At 57.0% G+C, this 19,938-nt stretch carries 16 protein-coding genes; 4 read left to right on the plus strand and 12 right to left on the minus strand.

Annotated features, from left to right (window positions below; all coding sequences use genetic code 11):
• Nucleotides 1-186: 186 nt before the first annotated feature.
• From NWV12_RS13575 to flhB, 3 genes are read right to left on the minus strand one after another with little or no spacing between them, the layout of a single operon-like run.
• Complete coding sequence (locus tag NWV12_RS13575) at nt 187-579, minus strand: flagellar protein FlhE (RefSeq protein ID WP_033145861.1); 393 nt, start codon at nt 577-579, stop codon at nt 187-189.
• Entirely contained in the window at nt 579-2,657 is a 2,079-nt protein-coding gene (gene flhA / locus NWV12_RS13580; protein WP_033145862.1) for a flagellar biosynthesis protein FlhA, read from the minus strand. Before flhA ends, NWV12_RS13575 begins: the two co-directional genes overlap by 1 nt.
• Nucleotides 2,650-3,798, minus strand: a complete 1,149-nt coding sequence (flhB, locus tag NWV12_RS13585; RefSeq protein ID WP_033145863.1) for a flagellar biosynthesis protein FlhB — start codon at nt 3,796-3,798, stop codon at nt 2,650-2,652. The genes flhA and flhB overlap by 8 nt, the downstream gene beginning before the upstream one ends.
• A 685-nt stretch (nt 3,799-4,483) precedes the next feature.
• Between flhB and NWV12_RS13590 the strand changes: the two genes are divergently transcribed.
• The 4 genes from NWV12_RS13590 (at nt 4,484) to NWV12_RS13605 (ending at nt 9,419) form a co-directional block, all read left to right on the plus strand.
• Nucleotides 4,484-4,876 (plus strand): fimbrial protein, encoded by a 393-nt coding sequence (locus NWV12_RS13590; protein WP_233788477.1) that lies wholly within the window; start codon nt 4,484-4,486, stop codon nt 4,874-4,876.
• Between the two features lie 129 nt (nt 4,877-5,005).
• Nucleotides 5,006-5,698, plus strand: coding sequence for a molecular chaperone (locus NWV12_RS13595; protein WP_048979937.1), 693 nt, complete (start codon nt 5,006-5,008; stop codon nt 5,696-5,698).
• A gap of 30 nt (nt 5,699-5,728) precedes the next feature.
• Nucleotides 5,729-8,248 (plus strand): fimbria/pilus outer membrane usher protein, encoded by a 2,520-nt coding sequence (locus tag NWV12_RS13600; RefSeq protein WP_172620285.1) that lies wholly within the window; start codon nt 5,729-5,731, stop codon nt 8,246-8,248.
• Nucleotides 8,249-8,252: 4 nt separating this feature from the next.
• Nucleotides 8,253-9,419, plus strand: a complete 1,167-nt coding sequence (locus NWV12_RS13605; protein ID WP_048979941.1) for a fimbrial protein — start codon at nt 8,253-8,255, stop codon at nt 9,417-9,419.
• A 48-nt stretch (nt 9,420-9,467) separates the two neighbouring features.
• Here NWV12_RS13605 and cheZ read toward each other — a convergent pair whose 3' ends face one another.
• From cheZ to NWV12_RS13650, 9 genes are all read right to left on the minus strand, one after another.
• The gene (gene cheZ / locus NWV12_RS13610) at nt 9,468-10,112 is read right to left on the minus strand and encodes a protein phosphatase CheZ (protein ID WP_023312251.1); all 645 of its coding nucleotides are present in this window, start codon (nt 10,110-10,112) and stop codon (nt 9,468-9,470) included.
• 10 nt (nt 10,113-10,122) lie between these two features.
• Complete coding sequence (cheY, locus tag NWV12_RS13615) at nt 10,123-10,512, minus strand: chemotaxis response regulator CheY (protein ID WP_008500431.1); 390 nt, start codon at nt 10,510-10,512, stop codon at nt 10,123-10,125.
• 17 nt (nt 10,513-10,529) lie between these two features.
• Nucleotides 10,530-11,579 carry a chemotaxis response regulator protein-glutamate methylesterase gene (locus tag NWV12_RS13620; RefSeq protein ID WP_029741783.1) on the minus strand — a complete coding sequence of 350 codons (1,050 nt, stop codon included), beginning with the start codon at nt 11,577-11,579 and terminating at the stop codon, nt 10,530-10,532.
• Nucleotides 11,576-12,442 carry a protein-glutamate O-methyltransferase CheR gene (gene cheR, locus NWV12_RS13625; RefSeq protein ID WP_023312253.1) on the minus strand — a complete coding sequence of 289 codons (867 nt, stop codon included), beginning with the start codon at nt 12,440-12,442 and terminating at the stop codon, nt 11,576-11,578. The genes NWV12_RS13620 and cheR overlap by 4 nt, the downstream gene beginning before the upstream one ends.
• Nucleotides 12,443-12,461: 19 nt before the next feature.
• The gene (tap, locus tag NWV12_RS13630) at nt 12,462-14,063 is read right to left on the minus strand and encodes a methyl-accepting chemotaxis protein IV (RefSeq protein ID WP_023312254.1); all 1,602 of its coding nucleotides are present in this window, start codon (nt 14,061-14,063) and stop codon (nt 12,462-12,464) included.
• Nucleotides 14,064-14,107: 44 nt separating this feature from the next.
• Nucleotides 14,108-15,775 carry a methyl-accepting chemotaxis protein II gene (tar, locus tag NWV12_RS13635; protein WP_039263668.1) on the minus strand — a complete coding sequence of 556 codons (1,668 nt, stop codon included), beginning with the start codon at nt 15,773-15,775 and terminating at the stop codon, nt 14,108-14,110.
• Between the two features lie 84 nt (nt 15,776-15,859).
• Complete coding sequence (locus NWV12_RS13640; protein WP_033145871.1) at nt 15,860-16,822, minus strand: spore coat U domain-containing protein; 963 nt, start codon at nt 16,820-16,822, stop codon at nt 15,860-15,862.
• Nucleotides 16,819-19,203, minus strand: a complete 2,385-nt coding sequence (locus tag NWV12_RS13645) for a fimbria/pilus outer membrane usher protein (RefSeq protein WP_048979942.1) — start codon at nt 19,201-19,203, stop codon at nt 16,819-16,821. The genes NWV12_RS13640 and NWV12_RS13645 overlap by 4 nt, the downstream gene beginning before the upstream one ends.
• Nucleotides 19,179-19,934 carry a molecular chaperone gene (locus NWV12_RS13650; RefSeq protein WP_048979944.1) on the minus strand — a complete coding sequence of 252 codons (756 nt, stop codon included), beginning with the start codon at nt 19,932-19,934 and terminating at the stop codon, nt 19,179-19,181. Before NWV12_RS13650 ends, NWV12_RS13645 begins: the two co-directional genes overlap by 25 nt.
• Between the last annotated feature and the right edge of the window lie 4 nt (nt 19,935-19,938).

Below are 19,938 nucleotides of genomic sequence, written 5' to 3' on the forward strand. Positions count from 1 at the left end.
AAATGCATCGACCGGTTGATACCTTTCTGTTTCTGCCATCACTAAGAGGGTCAATGGCAATAATGCAAAGAGTACCGTCACGCGCGTCACTGATTTATAAAACAGTGTTTCTATTTGATCAAAAGGTGAGGTCAGTTTTGAGAGCCAGCCATCAAAATTGCTGATGGCTGGTGAAAAGGCAGGGTGTTAGCGGTAGTTCACGATGACAGAATTACTCTGTACTTTCAGCGCCGGGATTAAACGTCCCCCGCCCGGCACTTCCCAGATGAAACGCAAAGGTTCAATGGCCGGTACGCCGTTGAACGCCTGCGTCGTGCCATTTTCGCCATCGATTTCCGTGCAGCGCGTCTGAGAACAGAGGCGCACCCGCAGCCCTGCGGGCGTTGGGCCAATCAGCCGGTAATTCCAGACCACAAGGCCCATCTGACCGGACACGCCTTCAGAAGGCGACAGCGGGTTAGATGACATAGCAACGCCCCGGTTGCTGAGGGTCACTCCCATGCTGCTTGCCTGCCAGGTGCCTTCCCCGGCAGCGTGCGCCGCCAGCGGGAAGAACAAAATCCAGAGCCATTTACGCATTATTTTCCTCCGATCGTCGCGGTCATGCGGATGTGACGGTTATCCGACAGCTCCATATTCGACAGCACGACCAGCTGGTTCAGGCTACGACGCAGGAAGCGTGACAGCAGCGGACGCAGCGCATGGTTCACCAGCAGCACCGGCGGCGCGCCCAGCATCTCCTGGCGCGCCAGCGCCTCCTGCGTTTGCGCCAGCAGACGGTCCGCCAGGCCCGGCTCCAGGCCGCCCCCGCCCTGCAGGGCCTGCAGCAGCAGGCGTTCAAGCGGCGTATCGAGGCCAATGACCTGCACTTCTCCGGTTCCCGGGAACCACTGCTGGGTGATCGCACGACCCAACGCCACGCGTACCACCGCCGTCAGCTCGTGCGGATCGCTTTGTATCGGCGCATGCTCGGCAAGGGTTTCGAGAATGGTGCGCATATCGCGGATCGGCACTTTCTCTTCGAGCAGGTTTTGCAGCACCTTGTGCAGCGTGGTTAAAGTCACCACGCCCGGGACCAGATCTTCCGTCAGCTTCGGCATCTCCTGCGTGACGCGGTCAAGCAGCTGCTGCGCTTCCTGACGGCCAAACAGCTCTGCCGAGAATTGCCCGATCAGGTGATTAAGATGGGTCGCCACCACGGTACTGGCTTCAACAACCGTATAGCCCTGGATTTGCGCCTGCTCTTTCAGGGCACTTTCAATCCAGATAGCGGCCAAGCCAAAGGCCGGATCGATGGTTTGCTCGCCCGGCAGCGTGCCTGCGGCGGTGCCCGGGTTAATCGCCAGCCAGCGGCCCGGATAGGCATCACCGCTGCCAATTTCGACCCCTTTCATGAGAATGCGGTAGCGCGCGGGCGGCAGGTCCATATTGTCGCGGATGTGTACAACCGGCGGCAGGAAGCCCATATCCTGGGCGAATTTTTTACGGATACTGCGGATACGGCCAAGCAGCTCGCCATCCTGCTGGAAATCGACCATCGGAATCAGGCGATAGCCCACTTCCATTCCCAGGGAATCTTCCAGCTGAACGTCGTTCCAGGTCGCTTCGACGGCCTGGGTATTCTCCGGCATTTTTACCTGAACAGGTTCCGCTGCCGGTTTGATTTCACGGCCACGCATCCACCAGGCAAGCCCCAGCAGACCCGCCGTAAACAGCAGGAAGACGAGGTTTGGCATCCCCGGCACCAGGCCGAGCAAACCCAGAACGGCAGCGGCCAGCAGCATAACGCGCGGGTTGCTGAAGAGCTGGCCCACCATCTGCTCGCCAACGTCCTGATCGGTACTCACGCGGGTTACAATCACACCCGCCGCCGTGGAGATAACCAGTGCCGGGATCTGCGCGACCAGACCGTCACCAATGGTCAGCAGCGTATAGCTTTCCGCCGCGTGGCCCATGTCCATTCCGTGCTGCAATACGCCCACCAGCAGGCCGCCGACCACGTTAATCACCATGATCAGAATGCCCGCGATGGCGTCACCGCGCACAAACTTGCTCGCACCGTCCATGGAGCCGTAGAAGTCCGCCTCCTGCGTCACTTCCGAACGGCGTTTTTTGGCTTCATCTTCGGCAATAAGGCCGGCGTTCAGGTCGGCGTCGATCGCCATCTGCTTGCCCGGCATCCCATCCAGCACAAAACGCGCGCCCACTTCCGCGATACGCCCTGCACCTTTGGTGATAACCATAAAGTTGATGATAACGAGGATAACGAACACCACGATACCGATAGCGAAATTGCCGCCCACCAGGAAGTGGCCGAACGCCTCCACCACTTTACCTGCCGCTGCCGCACCGGTGTGACCTTCCATCAGGATGATACGCGTGGACGCCACGTTCAGCGCCAGTCGGAGCAAGGTGGTAAACAGCAGAATGGTCGGGAATGCGGCAAACTCCAGGGTACGCTGGGTGAACATCGCCACCAGCAGCACCATAATGGACAGCGCAATATTGAAAGTGAAAAGCAGATCGAGGATGAATGCCGGGAGCGGCAGTACCATCATCGACAGAATTAGCAGGATCAGAATCGGCCCGGCAAGGATTTGCCATTGGGTCGATTTCAGGTTGCCGGGCAGGCGCAACATTGCCACCAGATTAGCCATCAGTGTCCTTCTCGTTCATAAAATCCAGCGCGGCAGGCACCGGAAGGTTTTCAGGTTTCACAGGCCGCTGACCGCCAGCCAGACGCCAGCGCTTCAACTGCCACACCCAGGCCAGCACTTCCGCCACGGCGGCGTAAAGTTGTCCCGGGATCTGTTGTCCGATATCCGCATGGCGGTACAGGGCACGCGCCAGCGGAGGGGCTTCCAGGATCGGCACGCGGTTTTCAGTACCAATTTCCCGGATACGCAGTGCGATCAGCCCCGCCCCTTTCGCAACGACTTTCGGCGCGCTCATTTTGTTTTCGTCATAGCGCAGCGCAACGGAATAGTGCGTCGGGTTAGTAACAATGACGTCGGCCTTCGGCACATCGTCCATCATGCGGCGACGGGCGGCGGCACGCTGCATCTGGCGGATACGCCCTTTTACGTGCGGGTCACCTTCCATCTGCTTATATTCGTCACGGATATCCTGACGCGACATGCGCAGCTTTTTGAAGTGGGTATAAAGCTGGAAGATCACGTCAAAACCCACCATCGGGATAATGCTGAGCACCACCAGCAGCGCGCAAAGCCCGACCAGATTCAGCGCGTTGCTCATCGCGGTGAGCGGCGATTCGCTGATAAGACGCATCATTTCCGGCCAGTGGTACCAGAGGTAAAACCCCGCGGAACTGCCCATCAGCACCGATTTGAGAACGGCTTTGAGCAGCTCAGCCCCGGTCTGCGCAGAGAACATTTTCGCAATACCCGGCAGCGGATTCAGTTTGGAAAATTTCGGTTGCAGCGATTTGGCACTAAAAACCAGGCCGCCGAGCATCACCGGAGAGACCAGCGCGACCAGCACGACCCCGGTTATCAGGGGCAGCAGCGCGACCATGGCCCCTTTAATAAGCTGAATAATCTGGCTGAGGATCAGATTCGGATCGTTGACCATGCTGTGGTCAAAACGTAAGCCGGTGGACAACATTCCCGCCAGCTTGCGGGCGAGCGACTCCCCGCCCCACCAGATAATGCACACCCCTACGATAAGGATCAGCAGGGAGGTCAATTCTCGGGATCGGGGGATCTGCCCTTCCTCACGCGCTTTTTCTAGTCGGTGGGGTGTGGGGGCTTCCGTTTTGTCGTCGTTCTCTTCTGCCACAGTGCATGCTCAGCCCATTACGTCACGGCTATCATGCCAGCACCGCCTTTGATCAATGGGCTGAAAAACCCCTATAACCGGGTCTTTTTATCCAGTTTAAGCCCCCCCCTGCAATTCGGGTGAGTGAAAAGAGGGCAAGAAATGTTCGAACGAACATTCTCCAGCTTTTGTGATGTGTTTCATATTACAAAATGAATTAAGCGCAGTTTTAAAGAACATTTACTCTAAAATATCCCGAAAGAAAATTAACATAATCGTCGATTTTAACCAGACGGTATTGCAGGAATGATATAACCATGTAAATTCAATAATTCAGAGCAATCGATACCATATAAATCATTAGCCCGCACAATCCTAAAAAGGATGAATCTGCATAACATTAATCCTGAGACTCCCTTACCCGCAGAAAATTAAATGTTATAATTTCACGCGACATAATTTACTTTTCACCAGAAAGCAAAATGTATGCCAGGTATTTCTTTTTACTTAAAGGGACATTTAATATGGATTTCAAAAAGAATATTATTGCGGGCTTAGCCCTTGCAACACTGTCGATGAATGGTTTCGCCGCAGAAATGAATGCCGGCACGATTCATTTTACGGGTGAAATTATCGAATCAAGCTGCACCATTCAGGGTGACGACGGCACGGACAGTACTATCCCACTGGGTACTATCCTACATCATTGTTTAATACCGTTGGGAAGGAGACCGCACTTACGGAGTTCTCCATTACGCTGGCGAACTGCCCGTTAACAAGCGCTGGGCTTCCGGCTGTTCAGCTGACCTTTAACGGCCCAACGACCCTGACCAAGACCAAGACGCTGCTGGACGTCAGTAAAATTACCACCACGGGCGAAACCGCGGCCACCGGTATCGGCATTGCCGTCAGCCCGGCGGGTAAAGATGATAAGCTCATCACGATGGATGGCGCTGAAGGGCAGATCTATATCGAACTGGCGACAAAATCCGAAGATACGATTAAAGCTGATTTTAATGCCCGCTATAAATCATTTGCAGATGCGGTTACCGCCGGTCCGGCAGATGCTGATATGACGGTAAATATTCTTTACCGTTAATAAACGTATTACTGATATTCATAATATATATATTTAGGCGTCATGACGCTTAAGGAGTCATGATCTGATAATAGTCCGGACTCGGACTATTATCATTTCCCCTTAACCTCCTTTATTAAAGGTTTCACCATGCGCATTTTACTCCAGGTCTTATTATGGACTCCTGTTATTGCGAGCACCTTTTGTCACGCAGCAGGTATTCAGATCGGTCGCACACGCATAATCTACGATGCTGCGAAAAAGGAAGTTGCCCTGCCCTTACAAAATAATGATAAAGAGCTTCCATGGTTAATACAGTCATGGACGGATACAGGTGATGGTAAAACACACGGACCGTTTATCGTGACACCGCCTCTCTTTCGGCTCGATCCGCAAAAAGAGCAAAGCCTGCGTATTACCTGGAACGGGACAACCTTAGCAGGCGATAAAGAGTCTCTGTTCTATATGAACGTACGAACCGTTCCTGCCACGGCTACGGATGAGGGAGACAAAAACGTCCTGCGGTTAATCTATAAAACGCGTCTGAAACTGTTCTGGCGCCCTGTTGGACTGAGCGGTACGCCCTCTGAATCTTGCAAAAACCTGCGCTTCGCTCGTCATGGTCAGCAGCTCACTGTAATCAACGAGGGGGCGTTCTACAGCGTCTTTGATTCACTTGCGCTGGGAGCGCACAAAGTGGAGAAAGCCGACATGGTTGCCCCTAAATCCCGCGCTGACATTCCTCTCCCTGACAATGCTCAGGGAACGAGCGTCACCTGGCGCTGCATAACCGATTACGGCAATGCTTCCGAAAAATACACCGCCACCCTGGCGCAGGGTTAAAAGACCGCGATGATGACAGGACGTAATGATATGTCATACGAGCGGCTCTTTAGACCGAATCCGCTTCTTCGCTGCCTTGGCGGTGTCTTGCTCATCGCGAGCTTCTCGACGCTGGCCCGTGAGTATCGTTTCTCTCCCTCATCGCTTGAAGGAGACATGCTGGCCCAGCAGGATATCGACCTTTCACTCTTTTCAAAGTCGAATGCTCAGCTACCCGGCACCTATTCCTCACGAGTGCAGGTGAACGAACACCGCCTGAGCACCACCAGTATCGCTTACGTCAGCTCGCCGGAAGGGTCACTGATACCGCAGCTCACACCGGATATGCTGCGGGAATGGGGGGTTGCTATCGACCAGTATCCCGCCTTGCTTGCGTTACCCGCCAATAAGGCTTTGCCTAAAGATATCAGCAACTATATCCCCCAGGCCTCCGCGCGGCTTGATTTTTCAAACATGACATTAGCGTTGAGTATTCCTCAGGCCGCGTTAAGGGGTACCGGTCGCGATTACATCGATCCTTCGCGGTGGGACGACGGTGTTCCCGTGTTGTTCAGTGACTACGCTTTCTCAGGATCAAAAAATCAGGAGAGCGGCGACAACAGCGCCACCAGTCAATATCTGAATTTGCGCACCGGCGCCAACCTGGGTGGCTGGCGAGTGCGCAATTATTCAACGTGGAGCAATTCAGAGAATGAAAACCTGTGGGAAAACATCAATACCTTCCTCCAGCATGACGTTGACGCCATCAAGGCACAGTTCACGGCCGGAGAAAGCAACACGCGGGGCGAGGTATTTGATAGCTTACAGTACCGGGGCGTTAACCTTGCGTCGGATGAAGAGATGCTTCCCTACAGCCAACGCGGCTATGCCCCTGTCATACGCGGCATCGCCAGTTCAAATGCGGAAGTCTCGGTGCGCCAGAATGGCTACCTCATCTATCAGCAAAATGTCGCGCCGGGCGCGTTCGAAATCGACGATCTCTACTCCACGACCAACAGCGGCGATCTGGACGTTACGGTGAAAGAGGCTGACGGCACCGAGCATCACTTTACGCAGCCCTACTCCAGTATCGCGGTTATGCTGCGGCCTGGGCATATGAAGTACGAAATGACAGCAGGCCGTTATCGTGCTGAAAGCGGGAGCGACCAAAAGGAACCCGACTTTTTCCAGGGAAGCATGATTTACGGTTTAAATAACCTTCTCACCTGGTTTGGAGGGCTGACGCTCTCGAAAGACTATAACGCAGCCAATACCGGTGCCGGTCTGGCGCTCGGTCCGCTGGGCTCGCTGTCCGCTGACGTTACCATGGCCGATACCCGGCTAGACGATAACAGCCAGCATACCGGCCAGTCATGGCGTTTGCTTTATACCGGTAAACTGGATTCGACCGATACCAACTTCAGCCTCGGCAGCTACCGATACTCCAGCCGCGGGTATTACAGCTTTGCCGACGCCAACCAAAAACTTGACGCTCACGAAGACGATCTGCAGTTTCGTTACAATAAACGCAACCGCATTCAGGCCAGCGTTAGCCAAACCGTTGCTGGGGTGAGTTTGTATCTTAACGGTTATCAGCAGGATTACTGGGGCACCTCTAAAAAAGAGCGCAGCCTGTCTCTGGGATTCAATACCGTTGTTGCCGGCACGAGCTATCACATTGCCTATACGTACAGCAAAACCAACGGCGACGAGTCTGACAGGATGGTCTCTTTGGGATTTAGCATTCCTCTCGCCAGATGGCTGCCACGCGCCTGGAGTAGCTATAACATCAGCAACACTAAAAATGGCTATACGCGGCAAAACGTGGGCCTCAGCGGCACGCTTCTGGAGGATGAGCGTCTGAGCTACTCGTTGCAGCAGAGCCACTCCAACCACGACGGGGAAGATATCAGCAGCGTCTATGGCAGCTACCGCTCGCAGTACGCCAATCTGACCGCAGGCTATTACGCTTCCACCGATCACTCTCAGCAGCTTAACTACGGCATTGGCGGCGCTATTGTAGCCCATCCTCAGGGCATCACGCTGGCTCAACCTTTAGGAAGCCAGTTTGCTATCGTGAACGCCAACGACGCTTCCGGCATCCGTTTCCTGAACCAGCGGGGTATTCGGACCGACTGGCAGGGTAACGCAGTCATTCCATCGCTCACTCCCTACCAGGAGAACAATATTCGTATTGATACCTCGAGCCTGCCGGAAAATGTCGACAGCAGCGATACCGCCATCACCGTCATTCCATCGCGCAACGCGGCAGTTCTGGCCAGATTTGACGCCCACACAGGCTACCGGATGCTGGTCACCCTGAAGCGTCCAAACGGTCTCCCCGTTCCGTTCGGCGCCATCGCGACCAGTAGCGACCCGGTGATGAGCGGCATTGTCGATGAAACCGGCACCGTCTATCTGGCAGGCATTGGAGAGACCGCGCAGATCACCGTGAAATGGGGTAACGGCACGGGCCAACAGTGCCGCGCCAGCATTACGCAACTGTCAGCCAACCAAACCGAAAGCCCTAACGGTATTCGCTCGGTTAGCGAGCTTTGTCAGCAGGAATAAGCACATGATAACTATACTCAAGAAACAGGTCACCAGGGCTTCATTGGCCACGGTATTGAGCCTGACCGCAACCAGCCCGTGCAGGGGAGCCGCGACTTTACTCCATGACTGCTTCGGTGCGCCGCAAGCCTACACCACGACGTTCGATCATGAGTTTTCGTCCAGCGAAAATATCGCCAATCATGATTATGATGTGCCAAATCATCTGGTCGGCAATGGCCCGGTGATAGTGGCCAACTGCAGCTGTCCCGGAAATATATTTTCTTCGAGCATGGTTTATGAAAAAACCTTCGCTGGAAGCCCGCTCAAACCTGGAACAAGCGGATACGGCTATTTGACAGAAAAGATCGATGCCGATATCACCGCCTACGCTGATGCAATTAACTCTCCGGACGGCACTTCTTTGACCCCGATAGCTGTCAATGAATACCCGACGTCCAGAAGTAATATGCGTAACACGACTGAGAATGCACTCGCCAAAACGGAGGGAGATGCCAACGTTTGCAGTAGTGGCACCCAGCCGAGCAACGCCGCTACAGTAAAGCGTAATTTCCGCTGGAACGTCGTTGCGATCCTGCTTCACGTTAAAAAACCCATCCTGGGTCAAGAGGTGATCCCTTCGACGATCGTCGCGCAAAACTATGCCTGTCTTTATTTCGGCTCGGGGGGAAGCTGCGATCCTGGACAGGCAGATCAGGTCTCTGATATCTGGTTTGGCGGCACCCTATCTGCGCCGCTAAGCTGCGTTATCAACGAAGGCAGCACCATTGAGGTTGAGTTCGGCAGCATCGTCAGCAAGCAATTCGTCATCAAGGGGCAACCGCCAAAACGTTATGCCATCAAAAACGTTGATATTGCCTACCACTGCGATGATAACGCAGTGGGAAACACGGACCGGATAAAGCTCACGCTGACCGCAGATCAGGGCGTGGCAGACAACAGCACGCCGTACATTGCAAAACTTCTGGACAGGGACGATCTCGGGGTACGTGTATATGATGAAAACAGTCAGAACGTCGCGCTGGATGGGACCTATGAGTTTCCGGTGACGATGGACGCGCAAGGAAACGGTGTGGTCAAAATTCAGGCTGTACCGGTCAGCACGACGAATGCCTCCCCGGCCCCCGGCCGCTTTGAAGGTAACGTGACGGTGAAGATGGATCTTCGCTAACCGAACTACCCTCAGGCTGACGCCGCAGCCTGAGGGTAATCAGAACAATCAGAAGCCGAGGCTGTCCAGCAGATCGTCGACCTGATCCTGGCTTGCCACAACGCCCGCCTTGCTGGCGTCGAGCTGTGGACCATTGAGCAGGCTTTCGTTCTCGCGTTTTGGACGGGCCGCCGGTTCCGGGATGTTCTCCAGCAGAACCATCAGCAGCTGACGCTCAATCTCCTGGATAACATCCATCATGCGCTTGATCACCTGACCGGTCAGGTCCTGGAAATCCTGCGCCATCATGATGTCCAGCAGCTGGGCGTTGGTGAAGCTGGTGTGCCCCGGCACATCACCCAGGTACTGACGGGTATCCGTCACCAGCTCACGGGCATCCGCCAGCTCGATAGGGTTCTCAAACCACTCGTCCCAGCGTTTGCTCAGCGCTTTCGCCCCCTTTTCCATCGCATCCTGGTGCGGCTGTGACGCTTCAACACTATTCAGCGCACGTTCCGCGGCCTGAGCGGTCATCTGTACAACATAGTCCAGACGATCGCGGGCATCAGGAATGGCTTCCGCCGCTTCGGCAATCGCCTGATCCAGACCCAGCTCACGCAGGCTGTCACGCAGCATGCGCGTCAGGCTGCCGATGCGGACGATAATATCGCTCGGCGAGTGTTCTTCAACGGGTTTCATAGCAGGTTGCAACATTTCCATCACCTCACATGCCGAGTTTCTCGAAGATCTTACCGAGCTTCTCTTCCAGGGTTGCCGCGGTGAATGGCTTCACCACATAGCCGCTTGCGCCCGCCTGTGCAGCGGCAATGATGTTCTCTTTTTTCGCTTCTGCAGTAACCATCAGAACCGGCATAGACGCCATTCCGGCATCGGCACGAATGGTTTTCAGCAGTTCCAGACCGTCCATGTTAGGCATGTTCCAGTCGGAGATAACAAAACCAAACCCGCCAGCCTGCAGTTTGTTCAGCGCATCAACGCCGTCTTCTGCTTCTTCAACGTTGTTGAAGCCCAGCTCTTTCAGCAGGTTGCGCACGATGCGACGCATGGTGGAAAAGTCATCCACAACCAAAAACTTAAGCTCTTTATCCGCCATAAAATAATACTCCTGAGTCAAATACGTATTGCCTGTCCGGCACTGATTTTCGCCAGCATCTGCTGGCTTACCTGGCTAAGATCGACCACTTCGCTCACGCCACCCATATTGATGGCCTCGCGCGGCATGCCGAACACCACACAACTTGCTTCATTCTGCGCAATCGTCCAGGCGCCAGCCTGGTGCATTGCAAGCATTCCGGCGGCACCATCGTTGCCCATCCCCGTCAGGATCACCCCAACGGCGTTGCGCCCCGCATGTTTCGCCACCGAATGAAACAGCACATCCACCGACGGGCGGTGCCGGTTGACCGGCGGTCCGTCATGAATTTTGATTTGATAGTTAGCGCCGCTGCGCGACAGCTCCATATGCTTGTCGCCCGGGGCGATATAGGCATGTCCCGGGAGCACGCGCTCGCCGTCTTCCGCCTCCTTCACGCTGATCTGGCACAGCTTGTTCAGGCGTTCGGCGAATGAACGGGTAAAGCCTGGCGGCATATGCTGAGTGATCAGAATACCCGGACTTGAAAGCGGCAATGGCTGGAGTACATGACGAATTGCCTCTGTTCCTCCGGTTGACGCCCCAATAACCAGCAGTTTTTCCGAGCTGAGTAAGGGACCGGCCTTCAGGGTCGCAGGCGCGGCCAATGGCGTATGGGCAGCAAGCTTCGCCCGCGACGCGGTGCGGATCTTCTCCGCGATCATTTCGCTGTAGGCCAGCATCCCTTCGCGAATGCCGAGCTGCGGTTTGGTGACAAAATCCACCGCCCCCAGCTCCAGCGCGCGCAGGGTGATTTCCGATCCTTTTCCGGTCAGGGAGGAGACCATCACCACCGGCATGGGCCGAAGCCGCATTAATTTTTCGAGGAAATCTATGCCATCCATGCGCGGCATCTCGACATCCAGCGTTAGCACGTCGGGGTTATATTTTTTAATTAAATCCCGCGCTACCAGAGGATCGGGCGCAGTCGCCACCATCTCCATGTCGCTGTGGCTATTGATAATTTCAGTCATGATCTGACGCATCAGCGCTGAATCATCGACAGACAACACCCTGATTTTACTCATGCTTTTTCCTTACTCAGCGCATATACCGTTTGCCCACGCAGGCTAAACTCACGCGCGAGGTTGCTGAAGTTTTCCGAGTGCCCGGCAAACAGTAAACCGTCAGGCTTGAGCAACGGAACAAACCGACGCAAAATGTCCTGTTGCGTCGTTTTATCAAAATAGATCATGACGTTACGGCAAAAAATGGCGTCGAACGGCCCCGGCACGTTGTACTGCTTATCCAGCAGGTTAACGGGCGCGAATTCGACGCAGTTCGCCAGCTCCTGGCGTACGCGCACCAGGCCTTCATGCGGGCCCGTGCCGCGCATGAAATAACGCTGCAGCTGCTGCGGCGACAGCGTTTTCAGTTCATCCTGGCGATACACGCCGTTACGCGCCTTCTCCAGCACCTCGGTATCGATATCGCTGGCGTAGACTTTCCAGCGTCCGGGCGTCATGCCCAGGGTGTCAGCAAGGGTTATCGCCAGCGAGTACGGCTCTTCACCCGTCGAGGCGGCCGCGCTCCATACGCGATACTCCCCGGTGCGACGGCGGGCGTGCTCGGCCAGGACCGGGAAGTGGTGAGCTTCACGGAAAAACGCCGTCAGGTTGGTGGTTAACGAGTTAATAAAAGCCTGCCACTCTGCGCTGTTCTGGTTCGCCTCGAGCATGCTCAGATAGCGGCCAAAATCATCCAGCCCCAGCGTACGCAAGCGCCGCACCAGACGGTTGTAGACCATGTCCCGCTTATGATCCGCAAGCACGATCCCCGCACGCTGGTAGATTAACTGACATATCCGACGAAAATGCGCGTCGGACAGCGCGAGGCGCTGTGTCATCTGCAACAATAATGACGTTTGCCCAGGGGGCATTGGTGATGTCATAGCGCCTTCTTAATTACATTCAGGATACAACTGGCACGGCCTGCGACCGCCCGACTTCTGTTACTGCTTCAACGTGCTCTTTCACATTAAATACCGCGACCAGTCCGGTCAGACGATCCGCCTGGCTGGCCAGCTGATCGGTTGCCGCTGCAGCTTCCTCAACTAACGAGGCGTTTTGTTGCGTCACCTGATCCATCTGGCTGACGGCCTGGGCAACCTGCTCAATCCCGCGACGCTGTTCATCCGACGCAGAGGCAATCTCGCCCATGATGTCGTTCACCCGCGTCACGGAGGTGACGATCTCGTGCATGGTTTTCGCCGCCGTATCCACCAGCGTTGAGCCCTGCTGAACGCGCGAAACCGACTCTTCGATCAGCACCTTAATCTCTTTCGCCGCGTTGGCGCTGCGGCTCGCCAGGTTACGCACCTCCCCCGCCACCACCGCAAACCCGCGCCCTTGCTCACCGGCGCGCGCCGCTTCCACGGCGGCATTCAGCGCCAGAATGTTGGTCTGGAACGCGATACCGTCAATCACGCTGATGATGTCACCAATTTTCTGCGAGCTGGTGGCAATCTCCTGCATGGTGCTGGCGACATGGGACGCCTGGTCGCCGCCTTTCTTCGCCGTCATCGCCGCCTGTTTTGACAGGTCAGACGCCTGACGCGCGTTATCGGCGTTCTGGCCTACCGTCGCGGTTAACTGCTCCATGCTGGCCGCCGTCTGCGCCAGCGAGGCCGCCTGCTGCTCGGTGCGGGACGAGAGATCGTTGTTCCCCGCCGCAATCTCAGAGATCCCGGTGTGCATGGCATAGCTGCCCTGCCGCACGTCGCTCACCGTTTCCCGCAGGGATCCCTGCATCGCCTTCAGGCTGGCAAAGATCGCCGAAATTTCGTTCTTGCCGAACACCGCCACCGGACGCGCCAGGTCCCCTTTCGCAATACTGTCGAAGTGGCTGCTGATAATCGCCAGCGGCTGCACGATCATTCTGCGCGACCAGAGCAGCGCCCCGCCGGTCAGCAGCCCTGCCAGAATCACCACCACGGCAAAGATGACGCCCGACATGTGATAGCTTTGACGGCTCTGGTCACCGGCACGCTGAACAGACTGGTTAATATCCTGCTGCCACGCGTTAAAGCTGCCGTCAAACGCCGCCTGAGACGCCTGAACCGGTGCAGTCATAAAGTCCGAAAGCTGGTTGTTCTCAAGCCACGTCGCCTGGTGGTCCAGATCGCTGTACCACTGCTCAAAGTTCGTCTTCATGGCGGCCTTCAGCGCTTTCTCTTTCTCACTGTCGGCGGCCTGCGCCGTAAAGGCTTTAAACTGTGCGTCAGCCTGCTTCAGACTGTCGCGCGCGGTCGCCATCAGCGCTTTAATGTCATCCGGCGGATAACTCAGCGCGGTTAAGGTTCCCGCCTTGTTCAGCGCAGTGCTTGCCTGCAACAGCACGGCACGCGTTTGTGCCAGTGCGGAGCGCTGCTGATTACTCGCCTCAACTTCCTGCAAATTCTGATAGCCATCGCGAAACGCCCAAAAAGACAACCCGTTACTGCCAACCTGCAACACACCGCAAAGGATCAGAATCAAAAACAGTGTGGTCGAGATACGAATACGATTTAACATCCACGCTCCCATCAAGCGGCAAGCAGCCGCGGTTTAATTGTCAGTCAAAATGTTTCCCAGTTTTCATCTTGTCCGGTCGTCGCGGTGCGCGTACGGTGTGCAGCCGATTCAGCGGCTGGCGCTCGATACGTCGCCTGCGTGGTGACCGTGTTTCCAGCGAGTGAAGCGAGACGAAACGCCGAGACGGCCATCTTCAGACGGCTCGCCTGGTCTTCCAGAGCAGCGGCCGCCGCAGCGGACTCCTGCACCAGCGCGGCGTTTTGCTGTGTCACGCGATCCATTTCCGATACCGCCAGAGCAACCTGGTCGATACCACGACTCTGCTCATCGGACGCAGAGGCGATTTCCCCCATGATGTCCGTCACGCGGGTGACGGCATTCACGATGTCATTCATGGTCTCCCCGGCGCTTTCCACCAGCACGGAGCCGGTATCCACGCGGGAGACGGAATCTTCAATCAGGGACTTGATCTCTTTGGCCGCGTTGGCGCTGCGGCTGGCCAGGTTGCGTACTTCCCCGGCCACCACGGCAAACCCGCGCCCCTGTTCACCCGCGCGCGCCGCTTCCACGGCGGCGTTCAGCGCCAGAATGTTGGTCTGGAAGGCAATGCCGTCGATAACGCTGATGATGTCGGCGATTTTCTTCGAGCTGTCGGCGATTTCGTGCATGGTTTTCACCACGCCATCCACCACGCGGCCGCCGCGCTGCGCCGTCTCGGAGGCGCTTTCCGCCAGCTGAGACGCCTGGCGGGCGTTATCGGCGTTCTGCTTCACGGTCGCGGTGAGCTGCTCCATGCTGGCGGCCGTCTCTTCCAGGGCGGACGCCTGCTGCTCGGTACGGGATGAGAGGTCGTTATTCCCCATCGCAATTTCGCTGGTGCCGGTGTAGATAGCCTCCGACCCGTTACGTACGTTGGCAACGGTTTCGATTAACGAACGCTGCATATGGTCAACGCTGTTTGCCAGCTCGGTGATCTCATTGCGCCCGGAAACGGTCAGCGTTTTGGTCAGGTCACCGCCGGCAATTTCACGAATGTGGGCAATGACGCGGCCGAGAGGGTTCAGCAGGATATGGCGAATGCCGTACCAGACCGCGACCAGCACAATGACCAGCGCCAGCGCCATCACGGCCATCTGCCATTTTGCAAAGCGGTAGTCATTCTGGCTTGCCGTAAAGGCCGAGTGATAGAGATCGCCACTGACCTTCGCGTATTCCCCCAGCGCCGCGCCGAGTGCGTTTTGCATCCCCTGCGTTGGCTGCGCGAAATAGGCGTCCATATTGCCGCTCTCCAGGAACTGAATCAGCTCTGTCAGGCCGGTATGGTAGGCATTGTATTTTTCATCGATATTCTGGCTCACCTGCTCCATAGCAGGCTGCGGGGCGATCTTTTTGAAGGCGTCGTAGTGTTTCGCGGCGTCAGCGAGGGTGGCACGGGCATTTTTCAACAGATCGGTTTTCGCGCTGCTCTGCTGATTGTTGGGGTCCATCATCATGCGCGCGGACGAGCGGCTCAGGTTGATACGCGTTTGCAGCATCAGATCCCACGTTGAGGTGAGTTCACTCTGCTGCAGGCGGAGATCGTTCGAGGCCGCGAAGCTGTCCTGGTTCTGTTTTAATGACGAGAAAAAAAGCCCGCCGGAGATGAGCTGAAGAAGTGCGAAAATGACCAGCACCATCATGAGCATTGTGACAACGCGGATACGGTTCAACATACAACACCTTCTCATAGATTTATTAACGGTGTTATCGGCACAGCCCACAGGAACTTTACATTTGCGAAAGGGAAAAGCGCGGGGTTAAAACGCCACGTCGACAATCAGCGTGTCGGTGTAGGTTCCGGCGGGCGGCGTGGCCTGATTGGTCAGGACTTTCGCGGTGTAGTTGTAGGTGCGCAGTAAACCGTCGGTACTGACCTGGGACGATACCGCGCTGGACCAGCGCTCGCTGCCGCTGCCGCCCCAGCGGTTACCGGTGGCTTCCTTATAGATGTCGTAGCTCATGGCGTTGCTGCCGCTCACCATCCGCCGCACGTTGTTCAGCGCGTTGGCACCGTTATTAATGCCGATGGTATACGAACTTCCTTTGGTACAGGTGACGGCAATCGCCTGCGAGACAGTGGGGAAACTTTGCACCAGCGGCGCGCTGTTGAAGTTCACATCTGGCGTGGTCATGGCGCTGCAGTCGTTGGTAACGGTCATATCCAGCAGGATGGTGGTTGTCGCGGTTCCCGTCTGATTGATTGTGCAAATGCCAAGCGCGCCCACGGAGCAGACGCTGTAGTTAATGCTGAAGGTTAACTGCACCTGATATGGCCCGGCAGTGACGTTTTGCCCGGCGACGGTGCGGAAATAGAGCGGAATGTTGTACTGCTTTGACCCCAGCAACCCCAGCAGGGTACTCCCGCTCCAGGTATATGATTTACTTATCTGTACCTCGCTGCTGCTCGCGCATCCCGATAACCCGCACAGCCGGGTGGGGATCACGTCGGTGATGGCCGCATTATCCGTGCGTTTCATCGTGGCCCGGCTGCTGCCCGAAACCGATGCCGCGGTGTAGGTCAGCGTTACCGAGTCGCTGGTCAGCAGATTCAGTACGGCATCGCAGGCCACTACCAGCGTGCCGGTGGTTTGAACTTCTCCGGTTCCGCTAAGCGCGAACGAGGTGACGCTGCCAAACGACGCATTAACCGTACTGACGGTACACGCCGCCCAGCCGCCGCCGGAGAACAGCAGCAGGATGAATAGCAGCAGGCGCGTCATGGCTCCTCCCGGCAAACCAGCGGCCCGTAGGTTTTCAGCTTGTGCTCCGGATTGGCCCCCACGGTCAGGGTAGTCTTACAGCGCCTCCCGTCAGGTGCGATCACCTCCAGCGGGTTCACATCGCTGAGATTTTCCAGCCAGGCGATGCCGTCATACCCCACCACCGCATTGCTGCGCGAGGCGCGTCGAACCTGGCTTCCCACCGGCAACGCCTTCCCGCGCGCGTCATGCAGAATAACGCTGGCCACCCGTTCCTGCTCCATCGGGAAATCGACCAGATAGCCGCTGTGGCGCCGAATCGCGATCCGCCGCTCGGTCTCTTTCAGACGGGTATCCGCCGGCAGATTCAAAGTATCAATCCGGTAGCTTGCCGGGTAATACGCCGACACCCCGCTGACCAGCAGGTAGCCGTTGTTATTGGTTTTACCGACGGGCTGGTTCTCATAGCTGACGGGCACGTCCGGGTGGCCATCGGTACTGATGACCACAAACGCATCGTTGATCTTATTCGCCGCGAACAGCTCGCCGTCCATCAGCACAACGGCGCCCATCGCCTCGCCCCACCAGGTCATGGTATCCCTTTCGCCATAGCCGCCGCCCTGCAGCTCGATGTTGTTATTGCGCCAGCCCAGCGTACCCTGTTGATAATCACTGGATCTTGACTGGTTGGCCCAGGCCATGTTCCAGCTGAACCCACCGTCAGAAGGCATGGAGTGGTTGTAGTTAATGCGCTGGGTACTGCCTGCATCCGGGGTGTTTTCAACGGTGACGGCAGCGCTGTCGCGCGCCCCCAGCGGCACCTGCAGCGACAGCGCGACCGTCCAGTCTCCCCGCTGCCGATCCCGGCTGCCGGCCAGGTAAATACTGCTCGCTCCCCACAGGTTTCGGCTCCAGGAGAGATTGAGCAGCTCGGTTTTTTGGCTGTCAAAACTCTCCACGCCTATCCAGGCCGCACCGATATTGCCGTACCGTCCCAGATTGAAGGTCAGCGAATACTGGTCCGTATTACGGCTAAAGCTGGCGATGGGCTTATCGTTTTCGTCATACACCGTCGGCTGATCGTAAAGGGCCAAATTGCCAAAGCCTCGGTCGCGACGCGTGTGCTGGGTGGCGACGCTAAACTCGCTGGTACTGTACTGGTAACCCCAGTTGATTTGCCCGCCCGCATCACCGCGCATGCGGCTTTGCGAGTAAGAGGTATTCACCACGCCAAACTGGCCGAGTTTTATCACTGTCCCCGCGCCGCCCAGCGCCAGCTCCTGCGCCCCTTCCACGTGGCCCTCGAGTGTTAGCCAGTCCGTCATCCCGTAGCGATACGAGCCGCTGCCGGCTGCCGGACCGTAGTCAAAATTCTTGATACCGTAATTACGCCGTAGGCTGCCGAGCGTCACGGCGCCGTCGCTCAGCCCTTGCTTGAGCAGGTCGCTGGTGACGTAAAACGGTAGCGTGGTGCTTACCTGGCGCCCCAGCGCATCCGTCGTGACCAGCACCGCATCCCCGGCGCCGTTGATATAGGGCAGATTAGTCAGGGTGAAGGGGCCCGGCTGAAGCTGGGTTGAGCCGGAGCGATAGCCGTTGATAAAAAGATCGACCGAGGTGGGTACCGCGGCTTCCCCCGCGAACTCGGGCAGCGGCCATGTCACCAGGTCAGGACGCAGGGAAAAATCCCGCCCGACGCTTATCCCCCCCATCCGCACGCTGGAGCTCCAGCTCAGGGCATCGCTGATCACGTCCCCGGCGCTCCAGCTCATCGCGTCATCTTCGTTGGTGAACAGCAGGGTCGTGTCATAGCGGACATACCCTTCCTGCTGTCCGTCGTTACCGGTGAAATTTTCCCGCGCGTAACCGGTCGAGGAAAACGAGCCGTTTTCGTTGAAGTAGCGGAACTCATGCCAGATCGACGCCTGACCACCGATATGTTCCGTGTGGTTGGTGTAGAGATCGTAATTCAGCAGCGCCCCGCGCCCGTAGTGCGGTTTGGCCTGCGCCGCTTGCGCGCTGAAAGGCGTCACGCGGGCCGTCACCCAGTCGCGGGGAACGTTAAGCAGCAGGCGCTGCGCGGCGCTGTCGTACTCCACCCGAACCTGAGCAAGCGAGGAGAGATTTACCTCGCCGGTGGGAACGTGCGCCGGGGGCAGACCCGCGCGCAGCAAATCGGCGCTGGAGATAAAGAAAGCGCCTTTACGCTGCGTCACGGGCACGACCAGGCCGGTATCGTAGTGATTGACCACGATGGCCAGCTGGAAAACCGCTTCATCATTTATCGCCTGTGCCTGGGGAGGCGGCGGTAAACTGTCGTCGCCGGGCCCGGCCAGGGTCGCTGAACTGACGCATAGCAGTATCATCATCGCCGGCTTCAGTTGACGGGCGTCGACTGCCATTGTTCGTCCCTGGCATTAATCTGCGCGCTCATCCGCTCTGGCTGACGAACGCCAGCGGGTATAGGCCAGCTGCGGGTGCTGCCCGGCAGGACGTAACCCAGCAATCCCTCCGCCACCGTGCGTTTCTGACCGCCCTGCTCCAGCGCCACCTGGCTCAGCCTGACGTGAACATCACCCCGATTTTTGACCTCCAGCGCAGGCTTCCCCTCCGCCTGCGTCACCCGCCAGCTCAGGTTTTGGGTCTCCGCCAGCGCGTGATGCGCGCCCTCTTTGATGGTCGGGATCCCCTGTCCATATACGAACAGAGGGATGGAGTAACGCATCTGCAATTTCAGACCGATGGCGGGTTCGGCTTTGGCATCTGGCTGGGGAATTTCATCGACGATAATACGATAGGCCTGTTCGACCCCTGCGGGAACTGAAGCCTGTTTGATAAGGCGAATAAGCTGCTTGTTGCCTGTGCCAATCGTGACGATGGGCGGGCTGGCGACCACGTCCTGCTGCGCGGTATAGCGCTCGTGTCCGTCCTCCTGCTTCCAGCGCACGATGCGAACCTGCATCGTCGTGGCGCTGTTTCCCTGATTCTGGATCCACAGTTCCGTGGCGTTGGCGTCTGCAGCAAGCCAGGGATCGATGGGCCAGAGCAGGAGGGTGGCCGCCGCCTGCGCCTGGCCAGCAACCGCCATTCCCAACGCGCCCGCCAGACAAACCGGTCTGAAAAATGGCTTCATCAAC

The organism is Enterobacter sp. Crenshaw, from assembly GCF_024734705.1.
In the GTDB taxonomy this organism is placed as follows: domain Bacteria; phylum Pseudomonadota; class Gammaproteobacteria; order Enterobacterales; family Enterobacteriaceae; genus Enterobacter; species Enterobacter asburiae_B.

Excerpts from the sequence above, each read along its gene's own strand:
- NWV12_RS13575 (WP_033145861.1), bottom strand. The coding sequence starts at position 579 with ATGCGTAAATGGCTCTGGATTTTGTTCTTCCCGCTGGCGGCGCACGCT.
- flhA (WP_033145862.1), bottom strand. The coding sequence starts at position 2,657 with ATGGCTAATCTGGTGGCAATGTTGCGCCTGCCCGGCAACCTGAAATCG.
- NWV12_RS13595 (WP_048979937.1), top strand. The coding sequence starts at position 5,006 with ATGCGCATTTTACTCCAGGTCTTATTATGGACTCCTGTTATTGCGAGC.
- NWV12_RS13600 (WP_172620285.1), top strand. The coding sequence starts at position 5,729 with ATGTCATACGAGCGGCTCTTTAGACCGAATCCGCTTCTTCGCTGCCTT.
- NWV12_RS13605 (WP_048979941.1), top strand. The coding sequence starts at position 8,253 with ATGATAACTATACTCAAGAAACAGGTCACCAGGGCTTCATTGGCCACG.
- cheZ (WP_023312251.1), bottom strand. The coding sequence starts at position 10,112 with ATGTTGCAACCTGCTATGAAACCCGTTGAAGAACACTCGCCGAGCGAT.
- cheY (WP_008500431.1), bottom strand. The coding sequence starts at position 10,512 with ATGGCGGATAAAGAGCTTAAGTTTTTGGTTGTGGATGACTTTTCCACC.
- NWV12_RS13620 (WP_029741783.1), bottom strand. The coding sequence starts at position 11,579 with ATGAGTAAAATCAGGGTGTTGTCTGTCGATGATTCAGCGCTGATGCGT.
- cheR (WP_023312253.1), bottom strand. The coding sequence starts at position 12,442 with ATGACATCACCAATGCCCCCTGGGCAAACGTCATTATTGTTGCAGATG.
- tap (WP_023312254.1), bottom strand. The coding sequence starts at position 14,063 with ATGTTAAATCGTATTCGTATCTCGACCACACTGTTTTTGATTCTGATC.
- tar (WP_039263668.1), bottom strand. The coding sequence starts at position 15,775 with ATGTTGAACCGTATCCGCGTTGTCACAATGCTCATGATGGTGCTGGTC.
- NWV12_RS13640 (WP_033145871.1), bottom strand. The coding sequence starts at position 16,822 with ATGACGCGCCTGCTGCTATTCATCCTGCTGCTGTTCTCCGGCGGCGGC.
- NWV12_RS13645 (WP_048979942.1), bottom strand. The coding sequence starts at position 19,203 with ATGGCAGTCGACGCCCGTCAACTGAAGCCGGCGATGATGATACTGCTA.
- NWV12_RS13650 (WP_048979944.1), bottom strand. The coding sequence starts at position 19,934 with ATGAAGCCATTTTTCAGACCGGTTTGTCTGGCGGGCGCGTTGGGAATG.